Annotated in this window: 16 protein-coding genes; 6 read left to right on the forward strand and 10 right to left on the reverse strand. The window is 28.6% G+C overall.

Annotated features, from left to right (window positions below):
* Positions 1-9 precede the first annotated feature (9 nt).
* The 7 genes from UXY25_RS10750 to UXY25_RS10780 form a co-directional block, all read right to left on the reverse strand.
* Positions 10-789: a glycosyltransferase family 2 protein gene (locus UXY25_RS10750; protein WP_320816022.1), complete on the reverse strand. Its 780-nt coding sequence runs from the start codon at positions 787-789 to the stop codon at positions 10-12.
* Positions 786-2,282: an oligosaccharide flippase family protein gene (locus UXY25_RS10755; protein WP_320816023.1), complete on the reverse strand. Its 1,497-nt coding sequence runs from the start codon at positions 2,280-2,282 to the stop codon at positions 786-788. The genes UXY25_RS10750 and UXY25_RS10755 overlap by 4 nt, the downstream gene beginning before the upstream one ends.
* A gap of 3 nt (positions 2,283-2,285) precedes the next feature.
* Positions 2,286-3,233, reverse strand: coding sequence for a hypothetical protein (locus UXY25_RS10760; protein ID WP_320816024.1), 948 nt, complete (start codon positions 3,231-3,233; stop codon positions 2,286-2,288).
* A 17-nt stretch (positions 3,234-3,250) separates the two neighbouring features.
* Positions 3,251-4,417, reverse strand: coding sequence for a DegT/DnrJ/EryC1/StrS family aminotransferase (locus UXY25_RS10765; protein ID WP_320816025.1), 1,167 nt, complete (start codon positions 4,415-4,417; stop codon positions 3,251-3,253).
* A complete protein-coding gene (locus UXY25_RS10770) occupies positions 4,410-5,336 on the reverse strand; it encodes a GDP-L-fucose synthase (RefSeq protein ID WP_320816026.1) in 927 nt (308 codons plus the stop codon). The genes UXY25_RS10765 and UXY25_RS10770 overlap by 8 nt, the downstream gene beginning before the upstream one ends.
* Position 5,337: 1 nt before the next feature.
* Complete coding sequence (gene gmd, locus UXY25_RS10775; RefSeq protein ID WP_320816027.1) at positions 5,338-6,423, reverse strand: GDP-mannose 4,6-dehydratase; 1,086 nt, start codon at positions 6,421-6,423, stop codon at positions 5,338-5,340.
* Positions 6,424-6,555: 132 nt separating this feature from the next.
* Positions 6,556-6,699, reverse strand: coding sequence for a hypothetical protein (locus tag UXY25_RS10780; protein ID WP_320816028.1), 144 nt, complete (start codon positions 6,697-6,699; stop codon positions 6,556-6,558).
* Positions 6,700-7,087: 388 nt separating this feature from the next.
* Between UXY25_RS10780 and UXY25_RS10785 the strand changes: the two genes are divergently transcribed.
* Entirely contained in the window at positions 7,088-7,780 is a 693-nt protein-coding gene (locus UXY25_RS10785; RefSeq protein WP_320816081.1) for an O-antigen ligase family protein, read from the forward strand.
* Here the strand turns inward: UXY25_RS10785 and UXY25_RS10790 are convergent.
* Entirely contained in the window at positions 7,773-8,927 is a 1,155-nt protein-coding gene (locus UXY25_RS10790) for a glycosyltransferase family 4 protein (protein WP_320816029.1), read from the reverse strand. The genes UXY25_RS10785 and UXY25_RS10790 overlap by 8 nt on opposite strands.
* 7 nt (positions 8,928-8,934) lie before the next feature.
* Positions 8,935-9,711: a 2OG-Fe(II) oxygenase gene (locus UXY25_RS10795; RefSeq protein ID WP_320816030.1), complete on the reverse strand. Its 777-nt coding sequence runs from the start codon at positions 9,709-9,711 to the stop codon at positions 8,935-8,937.
* 134 nt (positions 9,712-9,845) lie between these two features.
* On the opposite strand from UXY25_RS10795, the gene UXY25_RS10800 reads away from it, so the two are divergent.
* From UXY25_RS10800 to UXY25_RS10820, 5 genes are read left to right on the forward strand one after another with little or no spacing between them, the layout of a single operon-like run.
* Positions 9,846-10,934 carry a DUF1972 domain-containing protein gene (locus UXY25_RS10800; RefSeq protein WP_320816031.1) on the forward strand — a complete coding sequence of 363 codons (1,089 nt, stop codon included), beginning with the start codon at positions 9,846-9,848 and terminating at the stop codon, positions 10,932-10,934.
* On the forward strand, positions 10,894-12,234 hold the full coding sequence (locus UXY25_RS10805; protein ID WP_320816032.1) for an O-antigen ligase family protein: 1,341 nt from the start codon (positions 10,894-10,896) through the stop codon (positions 12,232-12,234). The genes UXY25_RS10800 and UXY25_RS10805 overlap by 41 nt, the downstream gene beginning before the upstream one ends.
* Positions 12,231-13,214, forward strand: coding sequence for a UDP-glucuronic acid decarboxylase family protein (locus UXY25_RS10810; protein WP_320816033.1), 984 nt, complete (start codon positions 12,231-12,233; stop codon positions 13,212-13,214). Before UXY25_RS10805 ends, UXY25_RS10810 begins: the two co-directional genes overlap by 4 nt.
* Entirely contained in the window at positions 13,215-14,567 is a 1,353-nt protein-coding gene (locus UXY25_RS10815) for an exopolysaccharide biosynthesis polyprenyl glycosylphosphotransferase (RefSeq protein WP_320816034.1), read from the forward strand.
* Positions 14,567-15,319 (forward strand): glycosyltransferase family 2 protein, encoded by a 753-nt coding sequence (locus tag UXY25_RS10820; RefSeq protein ID WP_320816035.1) that lies wholly within the window; start codon positions 14,567-14,569, stop codon positions 15,317-15,319. Before UXY25_RS10815 ends, UXY25_RS10820 begins: the two co-directional genes overlap by 1 nt.
* Here the strand turns inward: UXY25_RS10820 and UXY25_RS10825 are convergent.
* Complete coding sequence (locus tag UXY25_RS10825) at positions 15,316-16,626, reverse strand: phenylacetate--CoA ligase family protein (RefSeq protein ID WP_320816036.1); 1,311 nt, start codon at positions 16,624-16,626, stop codon at positions 15,316-15,318. The genes UXY25_RS10820 and UXY25_RS10825 overlap by 4 nt on opposite strands.
* Between the last annotated feature and the right edge of the window lie 10 nt (positions 16,627-16,636).

Below are 16,636 nucleotides of genomic sequence, written 5' to 3' on the forward strand. Positions count from 1 at the left end.
TATAGCTCCTTATTTTTTTATAATTATTTTTATATAGCACTTAGTCAACGACATTAAAAAGTCGTAATAAATTAAGGCTTTAGCCGTATACTTATATTTTAACTTAACAACCATTGCCTCTTTTAGGGCTTTAAAAATCTGATTACTTACGCCTCCATTTTGCATTTTAGCAGTTATGCTTTCAAAAAATTCTGGAATTATAATGCTTTTTGATCGAATGTAAAAATCTAAATCACCTACAATTTTATATTCAGTACTAAAAAAACCATTCTTTTCAAACAATTCATCTTTATGGAATGAGCCTACTTGGGCAATGTTCATTCCGCGAATCATTTCCCCCCAAACATATAGGCTTCCAATAACTCTTATGGGATTGTAATTAGAGTCAATAATTTCAACTTTTGAAGAAATATAATTAACATTAACTGGACAATTTAAAATAGAATTATAATATTTAGTTAGTGCAAACGGTAAATACATATCATCAGAACCTATGAAACTTATCCAATTACCTTTACTTAATTTAACACCTTTATTCCAGGCATCATAAATACCTTTATCAGGTTCAGAAATATAAGAGAAAGTAATATTTTTTTCCAAAAACTTTGATTCAAAGGATTTTATTATTTCTAATGTCTTATCTGATGAGTTTCCATCAATTATTATGTATTCAAATGGTTTTTCGGTAAAATCTAAATTTAATATTGATTCAATTGTTTTATATATGGTTTTTTCACTGTTGAAAGAAGCGGTTATAATACTAAAAAAAGGTTTTTCTTGATTCATCATTTTCGGGCTACTATTTGTTTCGCGTGTTGTAATAAGGTTTTGAAATTCTTATTTTTTATTAAAAGAGCCACAAATACAATAAAACAAAGAGTAAAAATAGTAATAAATATAAAATCAACTGTATAATTTAATAGATATCGATATAAAGAAAGACATCCGAAAGAGGCTAAAGGTGAGGCGACACAAATAAAAACAAAATCTTGCTTCCCTAAAACCGTCTTTAAGGCTATTGAATTAAGTTTATGATATGATTGTAGTATAATTATAGAACTTACCAAAAAAGACACATTCCAAGCAATTACAACACCATAACCATTATATACACTCCCTAATAAAAAACCCAATAATGGATTTAAAATACTTATTGCAAAATAAGAGTAAATAAGCCAGTTTAATTTCCCTTCGCCTAAATAACTAAAATAAGCAGGATTGCTTAATATGTTGATAAAAACTACAACACTATTTAATATTACTACAAATACAAAAAATGGAATTAATTTACCAATCCACAAGTAGGAAACTAATGGGGCAAAAATTATAACCCCAGTAATTAAAAGAATATCAAAAAATAAAACTATTGAAAAAGACTTAATGTAAAGTTCTTTGACATAACCTTCATTAGTCTCTTTTGCACCAGCAACAACAGGAATTACTACTTGATTTGCACTAACAATTAAACTTCTTAATTGAGTTACTAACCTGCTAGCCATTTCATAATACCCAACCATACTTAATCCACCAAATTTACTTAGCAATCCTTTTGTAATAGGCTCAAAAGACATTTGCATAATTGATAATGCTTGCATTTTTAAACCATAATTAATAATTTCTTTAAATAATTTTTTTGACCAATTCCAACGTAATGAAACTACGCCTTGTAAATAATTATTTAAGAAAAATAATGAAGCTATTAATACAACAATACCTTGTGCAATTTGTGCAAAAACTAAGCCTTTAAGTCCATAATTAGGAGTCAACAGAACGCTTAATAGGAATAATAAAACAGCTGTAAAACTTAAAATATAACTTTTAATATAATTTTTTTGAATTCCATCTAAACTACTACTAATAACACCACCCAAGGCATTTATTATTAAGCTGATTAATGAAAAAGGCAATATTTCTAAGGCTATGGATAAATACTTAGGCTCAATAAAATAAGGTAGAATGGAATTCCCTAAAAACAATAAAACGATTGAAATAAAAGAATAAGTAAGAATTATAAAGACTGATGATGTGAACAATAATTTTTTTAAGCTTTCAATATCGGAACGAGCGTGATAAGTTGCTACAAATTTGATTATACTAGTACTTATACCAAAATTTGCTATTAACGCTAATGAAGTTGAAGCAATTATAAGAGACCACACACCTAACAATTCTATTCCAATAGTATTTAAAAGGTATTTGTACAAAACTAAATATACAACCCCCACAATTACCACTTGTGCAATTGCCATTATAGAATTGAATACTATTTTTGATTTTTGCACCAATTATAATTTATAATTTAAAATAAATTTTTCCATTTGAGTCACCCTATTATCCCAATTATGAAACTCTTTTACAGTTTGATAATTTTTTTCTATTAAAGGGACATAGTTTTCAAAGTTATTTAATATTTCTTCTATTTGCTTTATTGGGTCAGCCTCATCTATTTCAATAATAGGATTATAATCAAAAACCGCCAACATGTCTGAAGGTAATTTACCTAAAATTAAGCATTTTGAAGCCATAGATTGTAAATACCTATTTGTAATAGTTGAAATGTTTCCTGAAATTTCGGGATGAGTAATGTTTGAAGGAACACAAATTGATATTTTAGAGTTTGCCAACCCCCATAAAAAGTCTTCTCTTGTTTTAAAAATAATTTGCCCTCTTACCTTTTCATATTTATAAGTAAAATTCTCTTCAATAGGTAAAATTCTCTCATGAAACTCATTCCACTTTCTTCCTAATTGCAGTACATCAGTTGTTCTATTATTGTAGTTTACAAACTTATACTGAGAGTAATCTACTGCTTCAGGAATCCAATGTGATTTGAAATTAGGAATATTTAACGCATTAAAATATTCTGAAGATTGCTTACTAGCAGTAAAAACTATGTTTATTTTATACTGTCTAATGGTTTTTTCAATTTCATCAAATAATGGCTCCCAAGCATCATACATCCAAAGAACCTTTAATCGAGAGTGATAATGGAAATAAGGAAAGAATTTCTCTTTTTGGTAACCAATTACAACGTAAGTTTCCTTTTTTGTAATTGGAAAAAGTAATGGAGGAAACACCTTTAAAAATTGACGAATACAAATAGCCCAAAAAGAGTTCACACCATTTTTGATGTTCCAATTGGGCTTTTTGGCAATGCTTTTTTCAAACTCATGATACAAATCCATAGAAACATGGTTTTTGTAGTTGGTTTTAACCAAAGTAAATGGTTTCATAGGTTTGAAATATAAAATTATAATGAAGTTAGAACTTTATGTAAATGATAAATTTCTTCAGTTAAATTGACTTGGTGATTCCCTACGAAGAAACCATTTTTATCTAGATATTGTGCATTTTTCATTTCCCCAAAAATTTCATAGTCAAAATACTTCAACACTTCGTTTTTAGTAAAATCCCCAGTTACAATAGGTCTACAATCGATATGATTTTCTTCTAATGCTTTTACAATTGCTTCTCTTTTTAATTTAGATGTTGGTTTAATGATAAAACTAAACCCAAACCAACTGCTATTGTCAATATCTTTTTGAATGAAGAAATTGTCATTATTTTTAAATAACGAAACGAATAACTCAGCATTTTTTCTTCTTTGGTCTAAAAATGAAGGTAATTTGATTAATTGCTCAACACCAATTACGCCACTCATTTCAATAGGTCTAACATTATATCCGGGCAATAAAAAGCGGAATGATTCCTCAAAATTATTATCACTTTTGTTTGAAACAAAATTTACTTTTGGTAAATGTCTTGTCCAGCCATGTGCACGTAAACATACCATAACGTGGTACATTTCTTCATCGTCAGTGACAATTAAACCACCTTCCATTGTCGCCATATGATGGGAGAAGAAGGTAGAATATGAACCTACTAAACCAAAAGTTCCCGTTTGCTTTCCTTTAAATTCAGCACCCATCGATTCGCAATTATCTTCCATTAAAATAATATCACGCGAACCAATAATGTTATTAATAGCATCAAAATCATTTGGATTCCCCAATAAATTCACTGCTAAAATCATTTTAGTATCTTCAGTAACGGCTGCTTTTAATTGGTCTAAGTCAAAATTTAACGTATGTAAATCTACATCAACAAATTTTAGTTTTAAGCCATATTGATATAAAGGGTAATAAGTAGTTGACCAAGAAACTGCAGGAACAATAACCTCGTCACCGCGTTTTAACTTTGGATTTTTTGTGTAAAACAAAGCAGCAACTGCAATTAAATTTGCAGAAGAACCTGAATTGACCATTACAGCATATTTTGAACCAACAAATTTCGCAAAATTGTCTTCAAATTGCTTGACACCTTCACCCATAGTGTACATGTCTTTTGCAATAACGCCATTAATGGCTTCTATTTCTTTTTCATCCCAAGTTGAGGATGCTAATGGATATTTAATCATGTAAAACAACGTTTTTAAAATATTCGACCGTTTTTTTAATTCCTTCTTCTAAAGAGGTTTGATGTTGCCAGCCAAATTTCTTTAACTTAGAGTCATCAATCAACTTTTGTTTCATGCCTATAGGCTTGCTTAAATCGTGAATAAATGTACCTTCAAAACCAATCACTTTTGCAATGGTTTCATAATATTCATTAATGGTATAATCAAAACCTAAACCTACATTTATATTTTGCGGCATAGTTTCAAAATGATTCAACGCATAAAAAACAAAATCGGCTAAATCACCTGTATACATAAACTCACGTCTGGCTAAACCATCACCCCAAATATCAATAGAAGCGGCATTTTTTTCTTTAGCTTCCACTATTTTTTTAATTACGGCTGGAACCATGTGTGAATGTTCAGGCGAAAACTTATCATATTTTCCATATAAATTACATGGAATTACCGTTTTGTATTGAAGTACTGGATTTTCTTTTACTATATATTCACACAAACGAGTAGCAACCACTTTTGCAATAGCATATCCTTCGTTTGTAGGCTCTAATTCTCCTTTTAATATCAATTCTTCTTGTAACGGATTTTGCGCTGCTCTAGGGTACATACAAGAACTTGCCATGTTCATAAACTGTTTGACACCATTTTCTTTTGCGGCCATAATAATGTTTCTGCCCATATCTAAATTATAGACTAGAAAATCAACCGGGCGTGCCATATTTGCTTGAATTCCGCCTACCAAACCCGCAGCATGAATAATGCAATCGGGTTGGTGTTTTTGGATATACGCATTTACAGTATTATAATCGCGTAAATTTAATTCTTTACTAGAAGGCGCTAATAAAATGTGCTGACTAGCTTCTGGATGTTCCAAAATATTTTTACCCACCATTCCGTTACCACCGGTAATTAAAATCTTCATTTTACTCATACAATCTTACAGAGTCACGATCTTTAAAACGAACTACATATTTTAAATCGTGTTCCATCATAATAGAAACTAATTTTTCGATAGAAGTACGACTTGGATCCCAGCCTAATTGTGTTCTTGCTTTCGTTGGGTCACCTAATAAACTTTCTACTTCTGCTGGGCGATAATAGTTTTCATCTACTTCAATAAGTATTTTACCAGTGGCTTTGCAAATTCCTTTTTCATTTTCTGCACTTCCTTGCCATTCTAATTCAATTCCAGCTTCTCTAAATGCTAATTCACAAAAATAGCGAACAGAATACTGAACACCTGTTCCTATTACATAATCTTCTGGAGTATCTTGTTGCAACATCAACCACATACATTCTACATAATCTTTTGCATAACCCCAGTCGCGTAAAGAATCTAGGTTTCCTAAATATAATTTATCTTGAATACCGTGTTTGATACGTGAAGCAGAAAGTGTGATTTTTCGAGTAACGAAAGTTTCACCTCTTCTTTCAGATTCATGATTGAATAGAATTCCATTTACAGCATACATGTCATATGATTCACGGTAATTTTTCGTTATCCAATACGCATATAATTTTGCCACACCATAAGGAGATCTTGGGTAAAAAGGCGTAGTCTCTTTTTGAGGCACTTCTTGCACTTTACCATATAATTCTGATGTAGAGGCTTGATAAATTCGTGTAGTTTTTTCTAAACCACATATACGAATGGCTTCTAGCAAACGCAATGTTCCCACTGCATCAGTTTCGGCAGTATATTCAGGCATATCAAACGAAACTTTTACATGCGATTGAGCTGCTAAATTATAAATCTCTTCTGGTTTTATTTGCTGTACTAAACGAATTAAATTCGTTGAGTCAGTCATATCACCATAATGTAATTTTATCTTTTTATCAATATGTAAATCTTGTAACAGAGAATCTATATACAAATGTTCTATACGCTCAGTATTAAAGGTTGAGCTCCTTCTTATTATTCCATGAACCTCATATCCTTTTTCAACTAATAATTCAGCTAAATATGACCCATCTTGTCCATTAATACCTGTTATTAAAGCTTTTTTCATTGCAATCTTTTTAAGAAATAAATACAAATATATCTTTTTAAAAGTAAAAGAATAATTTAATGAAGAATATATTACTATTTTTGGGCTATATTTGATAGTTAAATAAGTAGTTTTGATTTCCAAAAAACATTTTTATTCCTGTATTTTTTCAATTATTATTTTATGTGAGATATATTTACCTTCATATAAATTAAATTTTGGTATCCAAGGCTTAACGCTCATTTTATTACTCCTTAACTCTAAGCCAATTATTTCAGTTAAAACGTTAAAACTCATAACTCCATTGTTTTTAATTTTTGGGATAGGCTTTATAAGTTTAATTTTTAATAAGTATACTGTTTCAAATATATTAAAAGATATTACTTACTTTTTAAAACCAATAATTGCATTACTTGCTAGTTATTTTTTAGTAAGAAAAATTAATGATTTCGAATTTTTTTTAAAAAACGTCTTGTATTTAGGTGTTTTTACAGCTTTTATACATTTAACTGGTGTTTTTGTTGTTGGTGACTTTATTAATAACTCTATTAATTCTATAAGAGGAGATTTCGGCTTTGATAACTTCATAGAGATATTTTCATTATATATATTAATTTTTTATAAAAAAATTTTAAAAGTTAATTTGATAGAAAATAGAACGTATAGAAATACGATAATTTTTATATTGTTATCTTCTATTATATTGTATTTTTCTAGAACAATGTTGGTTACATTTGCTTTAGTTGGTTTTTCCATGTTTGGATATGCAAAAATCACTAAAAATACGATGAAAATAATTGGCGTTATGATTATTTTATTTGGGTTATTTTTCGCGTACCTACATACAATGAAAATTGACAGAAATTCTCCGGGACTTGAAGGTTTTTTGTATAAAATTAAAATATCTCCCGAAGAAATTTTTAAAACAAAAATCAACAGAGATGACCATAAAGACTTATGGGATCATTGGAGAGGGTATGAGGCTAAAAGAGCTTTAGCTCTTTTAAACGAAAAACCTGTGAGCTATTTAACAGGAACAGGTTTTGGCTCTATGGTTAATTTAAAATTTAAAGCCCCCTTAGGAGAAAACGGAATGAAGTACATTTCAAGGTTGCATAATGGGTATGTTTTTACTTTTTACAAGACTGGTTTTTTTGGACTACTATTATTACTTATTTTTTTGGTTAATTTATACATTAAAGTATATGTATCAAACTTTCAAGCTCCAAAAATTGTGTTTACAAAAAAATTCATTTCCTCAATAGGTTTGTTTTATATATTTAGCACGTTAATTATAACAGGTATTTTTATACCAGCAGATGCTATAATATTTATATTGGGAGGTTTTTTGTTTTTTAATGAAAATAAAATTACTTAGTAAGTTTGTCGTATTCAGATTTTATTCCTTCAATAAATTTTCCAGTATTAAACTTTTCAACAACTCTCAAGTAACCATTTTCACCAAATATTCCTCTTTTTTCTTCAGATTGGATAAGCTCATCTAGTTTTTGAGCTAAGTCGTCAATGTTATTTGGTTCAAAAAGAAAACCGGTATGATTATGAACAACGATTTCAGAAAGGCCTCCGTGATTTGCTGCAACAACAGGTTTTGCAGAAAGCATTGATTCAGTTGCCACTAAACCAAATGATTCTTTTTCCTTTGATGGAACTACAGAAATGTCAATTGAATCATAATAAGGCCAAATATCTTCTTTAAAATCAATAAATGTAATGTGATTTTGTAATGATTCTTTATTAATCAAAGCGTTGATTTTTTTTAAAAAACTTTCTTTTCCCAAAACGGTTGATCCTATAAATACTAAATGAATGTTTTTATGCTTTTTCAATAAAACAGAAAAAGCCTTAATCATAAGATCTTGCCCTTTTATTTCACTTATTCTGCCAACCAGTCCAATGATAATTTTTTCGTCCTTAGTAATTGACTGTCTAATTAACTTTATTTTTTCAAATGATGTCTTTTGCGAAGTTCTTTCTTGTCCATTGTAAATAAGAATGGATTTAGGACTTATATTTGGTTTAATAGATGTAAAATGCTTTTCTGTTGCCATTGAATTAAAAACAATTCTATTAGCAAAAAAACTTATAACTTTAGGATAAACTAAGGCTATTCTTTTTGGCTTCTCTATTATCTCATGTACATGCCATAAGTGCGGTATCCTAAAGAAAAACGCATAAAATGCTCCAATAAAAACCGAGGTAGCATTTGAATGAATAACACTTATTTTTTGCCCATTTAGCTGTTTTTGAATATTTCTTATTGAAGAAAAAATTTCAAACGGAAGGTTTAGTAAAAAGGAAGGTTTTAATATACCTCTTTTTACTTTAATAACAGAACTTTTAATTACTTGAATGTTTTTTTTTTCAAGCAACTCTTTCAAAGGACCTTCCTCGTGAAGAACAACAATCGGATTGTAATCTTTTGGAAAGTTTTCAATTAATTCTAAGATTACTTTATCAGCACCATACAATTCAGCAGATTGATTAATAATTAAGACATTTTTCATGATTTAATTATTGATTTTTAGCAGTACCACTTCCAAAAAGTTTGTTTTTAGTTTGAACTAAAAAATTATAATTTTTTGCCAACTGTTTTTTAAAAAAAGAAGCATCATCTTTTGGAAACCAATCTGTAGTTCTTGGAGCTTCTAAAATCCTGTTATGAATTTGATAAGCATAAGTTGCAATTGACGTCCTAAACTTCCCTTCAGGAAAATTAGTCATGTCATACCCATGTAATGTATAAGGGGCACATTGTTGAATTACCATTCTATTGAACGGAACGTCAATTTCATTTTCTTCGTTAGTTCTTAAATCTTTAATTTTTAAACCGCCTTTATATTCAGGTTTCCATTCTTTATTTAAGTATAGCAATAAATTAAGTTCTCTATACCAGTTTTTATTAATTGGATGGTAATTAAAGTCTAAATGCATGTCTAGAAAACTATTCTTCTTACCTTGATGTAAGCCTCCGCCATGATTTTTAGGATCAACAAAAATTTTCTTTGCAGTAATGAAGGATAGAATTGCATTAAACCTTTCTGAAGACAAATCATTATATAGTTCTTCTAACTCAGGTGCAATAACTTTGTAGTTAGACTTTTCAAATTTATTATTTGCAAAAGCATAATCACGACTTTTATTTTCTAATTCTGGAATAGCATTATGTGCTCTAGTTAGTTTAGTAACGTCACAAAAATCATCTATTACTAAATATGGAAAAGGTTGTGCGGATAAATATTGAGACCTTAGTTGATTTAGGTTTTGTTCTAAGTAGTTAAAGTTAATCATAGTAATTTTCTATTTCAAGAGAAAACAAATTTAATAATATTAAAAACAATAATAACTGATTTAGGAATAAAATAAACTTAAATCGTTTGAATTCATTATTTAGTTTTTATTTTTGTTAAAGATAAATTAATAAAATGAGGATAGGGATACTTGGAACAAGAGGGATACCAAATTATTACGGAGGATTTGAACAGTTTGCCGAATTTTTTTCTGTATTTCTTGCAAAAAATGGACATGAAGTATCTGTATACAATTCTCACAATCACCCTTGTCAAGAAAAGGAGTTTAATGGAGTGAAAATCATTCATTGTTTTGATCCAGAATATAAAATTGGTACAATTGGCCAATTTGTATATGATTATAACTGTATAAAAGATTCTAATAAAAGAAAGTTCGACATTATACTTCAATTAGGCTACACAAGTAGTTCTGTTTGGTATTCTTTACACCCTAAAGATACAGTTGTGATAACAAACATGGATGGTCTAGAGTGGAAAAGAACTAAATACTCAAAACTTGTTAGAAAGGCATTGTTACTTGCCGAGAAAAGAGCTGTTAAAAAAAGCAACTTTTTAATTTCGGATTCATTAGGCATACAAAAGTACATTTCTAATAAATATAAAAAAGAGTCACAATATATAGCTTATGGAGCAAACGTATTTAAGAAGCCAGATATAAATATATTGTCTGAATATGAATTAATCAAAGATGATTTTAATATGATTATGGCTCGTTTTGAGCCTGAAAACAATATTGAGATGGTTTTAGACGGGGTTGTGCTTTCAAAAACTACAACACCAACAATTGTAATTGGTAACTATAACACTAAATACGGTTGTTTTTTAAAAGAAAAATTTAAAAGTTATTTAAATATCAAATTTTTAGGCGCAATCTATAACTTAGAACATTTAAATAATTTGAGGTTTTTTTCTTCTGTTTATTTTCACGGTCATACGGTAGGAGGTACAAACCCATCTCTTTTAGAGGCAATGTCATCTCAAGCATTAATTGTTGCTCATGATAATGATTTCAATAAAGGAGTGCTAAAAGAGAATGCTTTTTATTTTTCAAACTCTATAGATGTAAAAAATATTTTATTAACTACAAAAAAAAGTGATAACTTGCAGTTTATAAAGAATAACCTAGAAGCGATTCAATCTGATTTTAATTGGGATAAAATAAATGAACAATATTTACAATTTTTTCAAAAATGTTTACAATAATGCTAAAAATTTAAATAAAGAAAACTCTTTTGTACTCCCTTTTACATTACTTCTTGTTACTATTCCATTTCCATTAGGAGTTAACAATATTGCTTTAATTTTTTTTTTAACAACGCTGTTTTTATATTTTAAAAAAATAGAGGTTAAGGCCTCTTACTTTTTATTAATACCGATTTTACTTTTTATTTGGTCATCACTTTCTTTTTTTTGGAGCGTTGATCAAGATAGGACTTTAGGGTCAATATCAAAAGGATTAATCTTATTATTAGTCCCTTTGGCATTTATGTTAATACCAAGATTCAGCAATGGTCAAACAAAGAAAATTATTAAGTTATACAGCTATTCTATTGTAATTTTAGCGACTTTATTTTTAATCAGAGCATTACTAAGGTTTATTCTCTCAGGAGATAAGCGATCTTTTTTTTATCATGGCGAGTATGATAATGATTACGGTTTAGTTCCGAAAAGTTTAAATGCAATACATGTTTCGGTTTATGTTGTTTTAGCTTTTTTTTATTTTTTTCAAAAAGAGATTAAATCTAAAAGAGATTATGTGTTTTCTCTTTTGCTATTTGTATTTACACTGCTTCTGTCTTCTAAAAACATTATTTTGGTTTTTATTATTTTAATTCTAGTTCAGATATTATTTTACTCTAAAATTGCTAATAAATTAAGGTTAAGAAACATTACAATAATTATTTTTTTAATTGGGTTCATGCTTTCTTTTTCGAATATTAAAAATAGATTTTTAATTGAATTTCAAACTAATACAGGTAAAAGTTTAAGTCATAATGTTTCAATTGATCAAAATAAAGGCATAAACAATATTAGTATTGCTGACGCTTGGTGTAAAGAAGAGTTTCACCCATCAGATTATTTCCCTGGAACAGCATTTAGAGTTTATCAAGCTAGGATGTTTTTTGAACTATTAAAAGAAGAGCCAATTTTCCTTAAAGGACTTGGATTAAACGCTTCTTATAAAAAATTATTAGAAAAAGAGAAAAAATACAATCTTCATGAAGGTTATGGTACATTTAATTTTCATAATCAATATTTTCAAAATTTCGCCGATTTGGGTTTTGTGGGCTTTTTAATTTTAATTCTCCTTTTGATTATTAACATTAAAAATGCATTTAAAAATAAAAATTTTATACATATTACTTTTGCTATTCTAATGATAAGTTTATTTTTGACGGAATCATTTTTATATAGGCAAAGAGGAGTTGTCTTTTTTACTCTGTTTTATTGTATTTTTAATTTTAATAATGATTTATTTTTTTTTAATAAAAAAACAAAATGAAAAGAATATTAATTACAGGAGCGGCAGGATTTTTAGGATCACATTTATGTGATCGTTTTTTAGCAGAAGGATATTTTGTTATAGGAATGGATAACCTTATTACTGGGGATTTAAAAAATATTGAACATTTATTCAAAGAAAAGAACTTCGAATTTTACCATCATGATATCACTAAATTTGTTCATGTTCCAGGAGAATTAGATTATATTTTGCATTTTGCATCTCCAGCAAGTCCAATTGATTATTTAAAAATTCCAATTCAAACTTTAAAAGTTGGATCACTCGGCACTCATAATTTATTAGGACTAGCGCGTGTTAAAAAAGCAAGAATTTTAATTGCTTCAACTTCAGAAATATACGGAGATCCATTAGTCCACCCTCAAACGGAAGAATACTATGGTAATGTAAATACTATTGGTCCAAGGGGTGTTTATGATGAGGCAAAACGTTTTCAAGAGTCAATTACAATGGCGTATCATACTTTTCACGGGGTTGAGACACGCATATTAAGAATATTTAACACTTATGGCCCTAGAATGCGATTAAACGATGGTCGTGTTATACCAGCATTTATTGGACAAGCATTACGTGGAGAAGATTTAACTGTTTTTGGAGACGGTGGTCAAACACGTTCTTTTTGCTATGTTGATGATCAAGTTGAAGGAATTTGGAGATTATTGCATTCTGATTATCATATGCCAGTAAATATTGGAAACCCTGACGAAATTACGATTAGAGATTTTGCCGAAGAGATAATTAAGCTAACGGGAACAACTCAAAAGATTATTTATAAAGACCTTCCTATGAACGACCCTTTGCAGCGTCAACCTGATATTACAAAAGCAAGAGAGATTTTAGGATGGGAACCAAAGATTGGTAGAGAAGAAGGGATGAAAATAACTTATGACTATTTCAAATCATTATCTGCAGAGGAATTAGCAAAAGAAGAACATAAAGATTTTACTAAATACATTTACTAATTGTCAACTAAAACAGGAAGATATTCTGGTTATATTAGACCTACATTAATATTTTTAGATTTACTAATTATAAATCTAATGGTATTATTGTGTTTGCGTTCTGCAATGAGTAATTTTGGGTATCATAGTATATTGTCGATTTTTTGGCTAGTTATTTCTTATTACTCTGGCTATTATGAGGTGTATCGATTTACGAAAGGAATTGAAATTTCAGGTAAATTATTTAAACAATTTTTATTTATAAGTTTAATTACTTTTGCATACGTAGGATTTAAATACAAATATGTAACCACTAAAGAAATAGGACTTTATGTGTTTTACTCATTTATAACGGTAGCGTTTTTAAAATTTGCAGTTTTTTATTTTTTAAAAAAGTACCGGTTATTTTATGGTGGAAATTTCAGAAGAGTTATCATTTTAGGAAACGGAAAAAGTGTTGATGAATTAAAGTTTTTTTTTACAAAAAATCCCGATTATGGATATAATTTAACCAAAATATTTGATTTAAAAGTTAATAAAAAATTAGAAATTAATGAATGCAATAAATATGTTATTGATAATAAAATAGACGAAATATATGCCTCTATTAACTCTTTAACTAATAAAGAAATTGACGACTTAATTCATTTTGCTGACAACAATTTAAAAACAATTAAATTTTTACCTGATAGTAAAAATACTTTTTTACGGAATTTAGCAGTTGAATATTATGGGTATATTCCAATTATTGCATTAAGAACCATTCCTTTAGATAAAGAAATAAACAAACGCTTAAAAAGAGTTTTTGACATCGTTTTTTCTATATTAATCATTATTTGCCTTCTTTCGTGGTTAACCCCTGTAATTGCTCTATTGATTTTAATAGAATCAAAAGGACCAATATTTTTTAAACAAAAGCGAAACGGATTGAATTATGAAGAGTTTTATTGTTATAAATTTCGCTCTATGCATTTAAACCCTATTGCAGATATAGAGCAAGTCCAAAAAAACGATCCAAGAATCACAAAAATCGGCAAGTTTATTAGGAAAACAAGTATTGATGAATTACCCCAGTTTTTTAATGTTTTTTTGGGAGAAATGTCTGTAGTTGGTCCAAGGCCTCATATGGTAAGTCATACAGAAATGTATGCGAAAAGCGTTGATAAATTTATGGTTAGACATTTTATTAAACCCGGAATCACTGGTTTGGCCCAAACAAACGGCTATCGAGGAGAAGTAGAATCGGATAAGGATATAATTAACAGGGTTAAATATGATATTTTCTATATTGAGAATTGGTCTATTTTACTTGACTTTAAAATTGTAATTAACACTATTTTCAATGCAATTAGAGGTGAAAAAAAAGCATATTAATGAACAACTTAGTTTCTATAATAACACCAAGTTATAATTCTGCAAAATATATTGCAGAAACAATAGAATCAGTACAAAGTCAGACTTACACAAATTGGGAAATGCTTATTGTAGATGACGCTTCATCAGACAACACGGAGCAAGTTATTAATCAATTTCAATCAACAGATAAAAGAATTCGTTTTTTTAAATTAACTCAAAATTCGGGAAGTGGCGTTGCTCGAAATGTTGGAATTGAAAATGCATTGGGTGATTACATGACTTTTATTGATGCAGATGATATTTGGTTTTCAACTTTTATTGAAAAAAGCATCCAAACAATTCAAACCAAAAAAGTGTCTTTTGTATTTTCATCCTATAAACGTTCAAACGAAGATTTAGAATTTGTTTTTTCTGATTTTATTGTGCCTCAAAAAGTAACTTATACTGATATTTTAAAATCTAATTCAATAAGTTGTTTAACAGCGTTTCTAGACATAAAAATTCTTGGAAAGAAATACATGCCAAAAATTAGAAAACGACAAGATATGGGCTTGTGGCTGCAATATTTAAAAGAAATACCATTTGCTTTTGGAATTCAAGAACCTCAAGCAATTTATAGAATCCGCGAAAACTCTTTGTCTAGAAAAAAGACAGATTTATTAAAGTATCAATGGGAATTTTATAGACAAGTAGAAAAATTATCAATTATTAAATCTACTTATTATATGGCTCAGTGGATGTATAGAGGTTTTATGAAATATCGCAATTAAAGTAAAGACTGAAATTGCTTTAATTTACCTCGTTTAGTTCGTTCAAGCACATTTTTTCGATGATAAGTAAAATGCAACCCAGTTTCTAAATATTTGGCAATTGCTTTTTCAATTTCTGCTATTTGCTTAGAATTTAATTCTGTTTCACTTACATAATCTACTTCAAAACTATCTATTTTCGTTTGGCGAATGATAAATTCTTTTACATTACCATCATCTTCAATAATACTTTTGGTAACATAATAAAACGTTAGTCCAGGAGATTTTTTTCCGCTTGGTAAAATTGCTAAATCACTTGTCCTTCCAATTAACTTTTTTAAAATTGGTTTTTTTGCGGTACTATTTTCATCTAAAACACCTATATCGCCAATTTCATATCTAATAAATGGATGTGCTTTATTGTATAATGAAGTAATAACGATTTTTCCTTCCATTCCATTTGGAACAGATTGGTTGTTTTCATCTAAAATTTCTACAAATAAAGTTTCAGAGTTTACTTGCCATTCTCCTTTTGGATTTTGAAAAGCAATTAAATCTAGTTCTGAAGCCCCATATTCATTTACAATAGGAATCCCTAAGTGTTTTTCTAACAAAATTTTATCTTCTTCAAATAACATTTCAGAAGTAACCATACATACCTTTAAAGTTGGACAAACATCTTTTAAAATAATATTTTGACTTTTTAGATATTTTCCAAATAATACAATGGAGCTAGTATAGCCGTTTATATAATCAAATTTTTTTGCTTTGAAATGTTTTAAAACCTCTTCTAATTTTTTGTCAGATAAATCAAAAATTGGAAATCGATAACGTTTACTTAAAAAATCTTTCAAACGTTCTTTATGATAACCCATAAAGTCTAATGGAATTCCGTAAAACCGAGCTTGATATGATTTATTAAAATTAACTCCGTACCAACCAAATCGATAAATAATGGAGGCCCAAGTTATAGCATGTGCTTCTTTATCTTTTGCAAAAACAAATGGATCGCCACTAGATCCAGAAGTTTTATTTACAAACACCGATTTTTCTGAATAACCATTTGAAATTCTTTCTTTAAGTGGTTGTTGTAAATCTTTTTTAGTTAAAACAGGAAGTTCGTTCCAATTTTCCAAAATATTTGTTCCAACTATCTTATTATAAAATAAATTATTTTTCAAATGAAATTCAACAATTTCTTTCCTTTTAAGTTCAATAAATTTAGAGTAATCTCCTTCAGAAACATTCAATATTTCATTAAAGTTAGCTTGCGCTTTCTTAATTGGAAAACCATTTAGTTTTAAAGAAAGATGAAATAGATTAAACATTGAAAGTTAT

Origin of the sequence: Flavobacterium sp., from assembly GCF_034111225.1 — a bacterium.
GTDB lineage: Bacteria > Bacteroidota > Bacteroidia > Flavobacteriales > Flavobacteriaceae > Flavobacterium.

Coding starts and splice junctions, on each gene's coding strand:
- UXY25_RS10770 (WP_320816026.1), bottom strand. CDS start 5,336: ATGAAGATTTTAATTACCGGTGGTAACGGAATGGTGGGTAAAAATATT.
- UXY25_RS10805 (WP_320816032.1), top strand. CDS start 10,894: ATGAACAATATTTACAATTTTTTCAAAAATGTTTACAATAATGCTAAA.
- gmd (WP_320816027.1), bottom strand. CDS start 6,423: ATGAAAAAAGCTTTAATAACAGGTATTAATGGACAAGATGGGTCATAT.
- UXY25_RS10780 (WP_320816028.1), bottom strand. CDS start 6,699: ATGAGTTTTAACGTTTTAACTGAAATAATTGGCTTAGAGTTAAGGAGT.
- UXY25_RS10795 (WP_320816030.1), bottom strand. CDS start 9,711: ATGATTAACTTTAACTACTTAGAACAAAACCTAAATCAACTAAGGTCT.
- UXY25_RS10810 (WP_320816033.1), top strand. CDS start 12,231: ATGAAAAGAATATTAATTACAGGAGCGGCAGGATTTTTAGGATCACAT.
- UXY25_RS10800 (WP_320816031.1), top strand. CDS start 9,846: ATGAGGATAGGGATACTTGGAACAAGAGGGATACCAAATTATTACGGA.
- UXY25_RS10750 (WP_320816022.1), bottom strand. CDS start 789: ATGATGAATCAAGAAAAACCTTTTTTTAGTATTATAACCGCTTCTTTC.
- UXY25_RS10765 (WP_320816025.1), bottom strand. CDS start 4,417: ATGATTAAATATCCATTAGCATCCTCAACTTGGGATGAAAAAGAAATA.
- UXY25_RS10820 (WP_320816035.1), top strand. CDS start 14,567: ATGAACAACTTAGTTTCTATAATAACACCAAGTTATAATTCTGCAAAA.
- UXY25_RS10790 (WP_320816029.1), bottom strand. CDS start 8,927: ATGAAAAATGTCTTAATTATTAATCAATCTGCTGAATTGTATGGTGCT.
- UXY25_RS10760 (WP_320816024.1), bottom strand. CDS start 3,233: ATGAAACCATTTACTTTGGTTAAAACCAACTACAAAAACCATGTTTCT.
- UXY25_RS10825 (WP_320816036.1), bottom strand. CDS start 16,626: ATGTTTAATCTATTTCATCTTTCTTTAAAACTAAATGGTTTTCCAATT.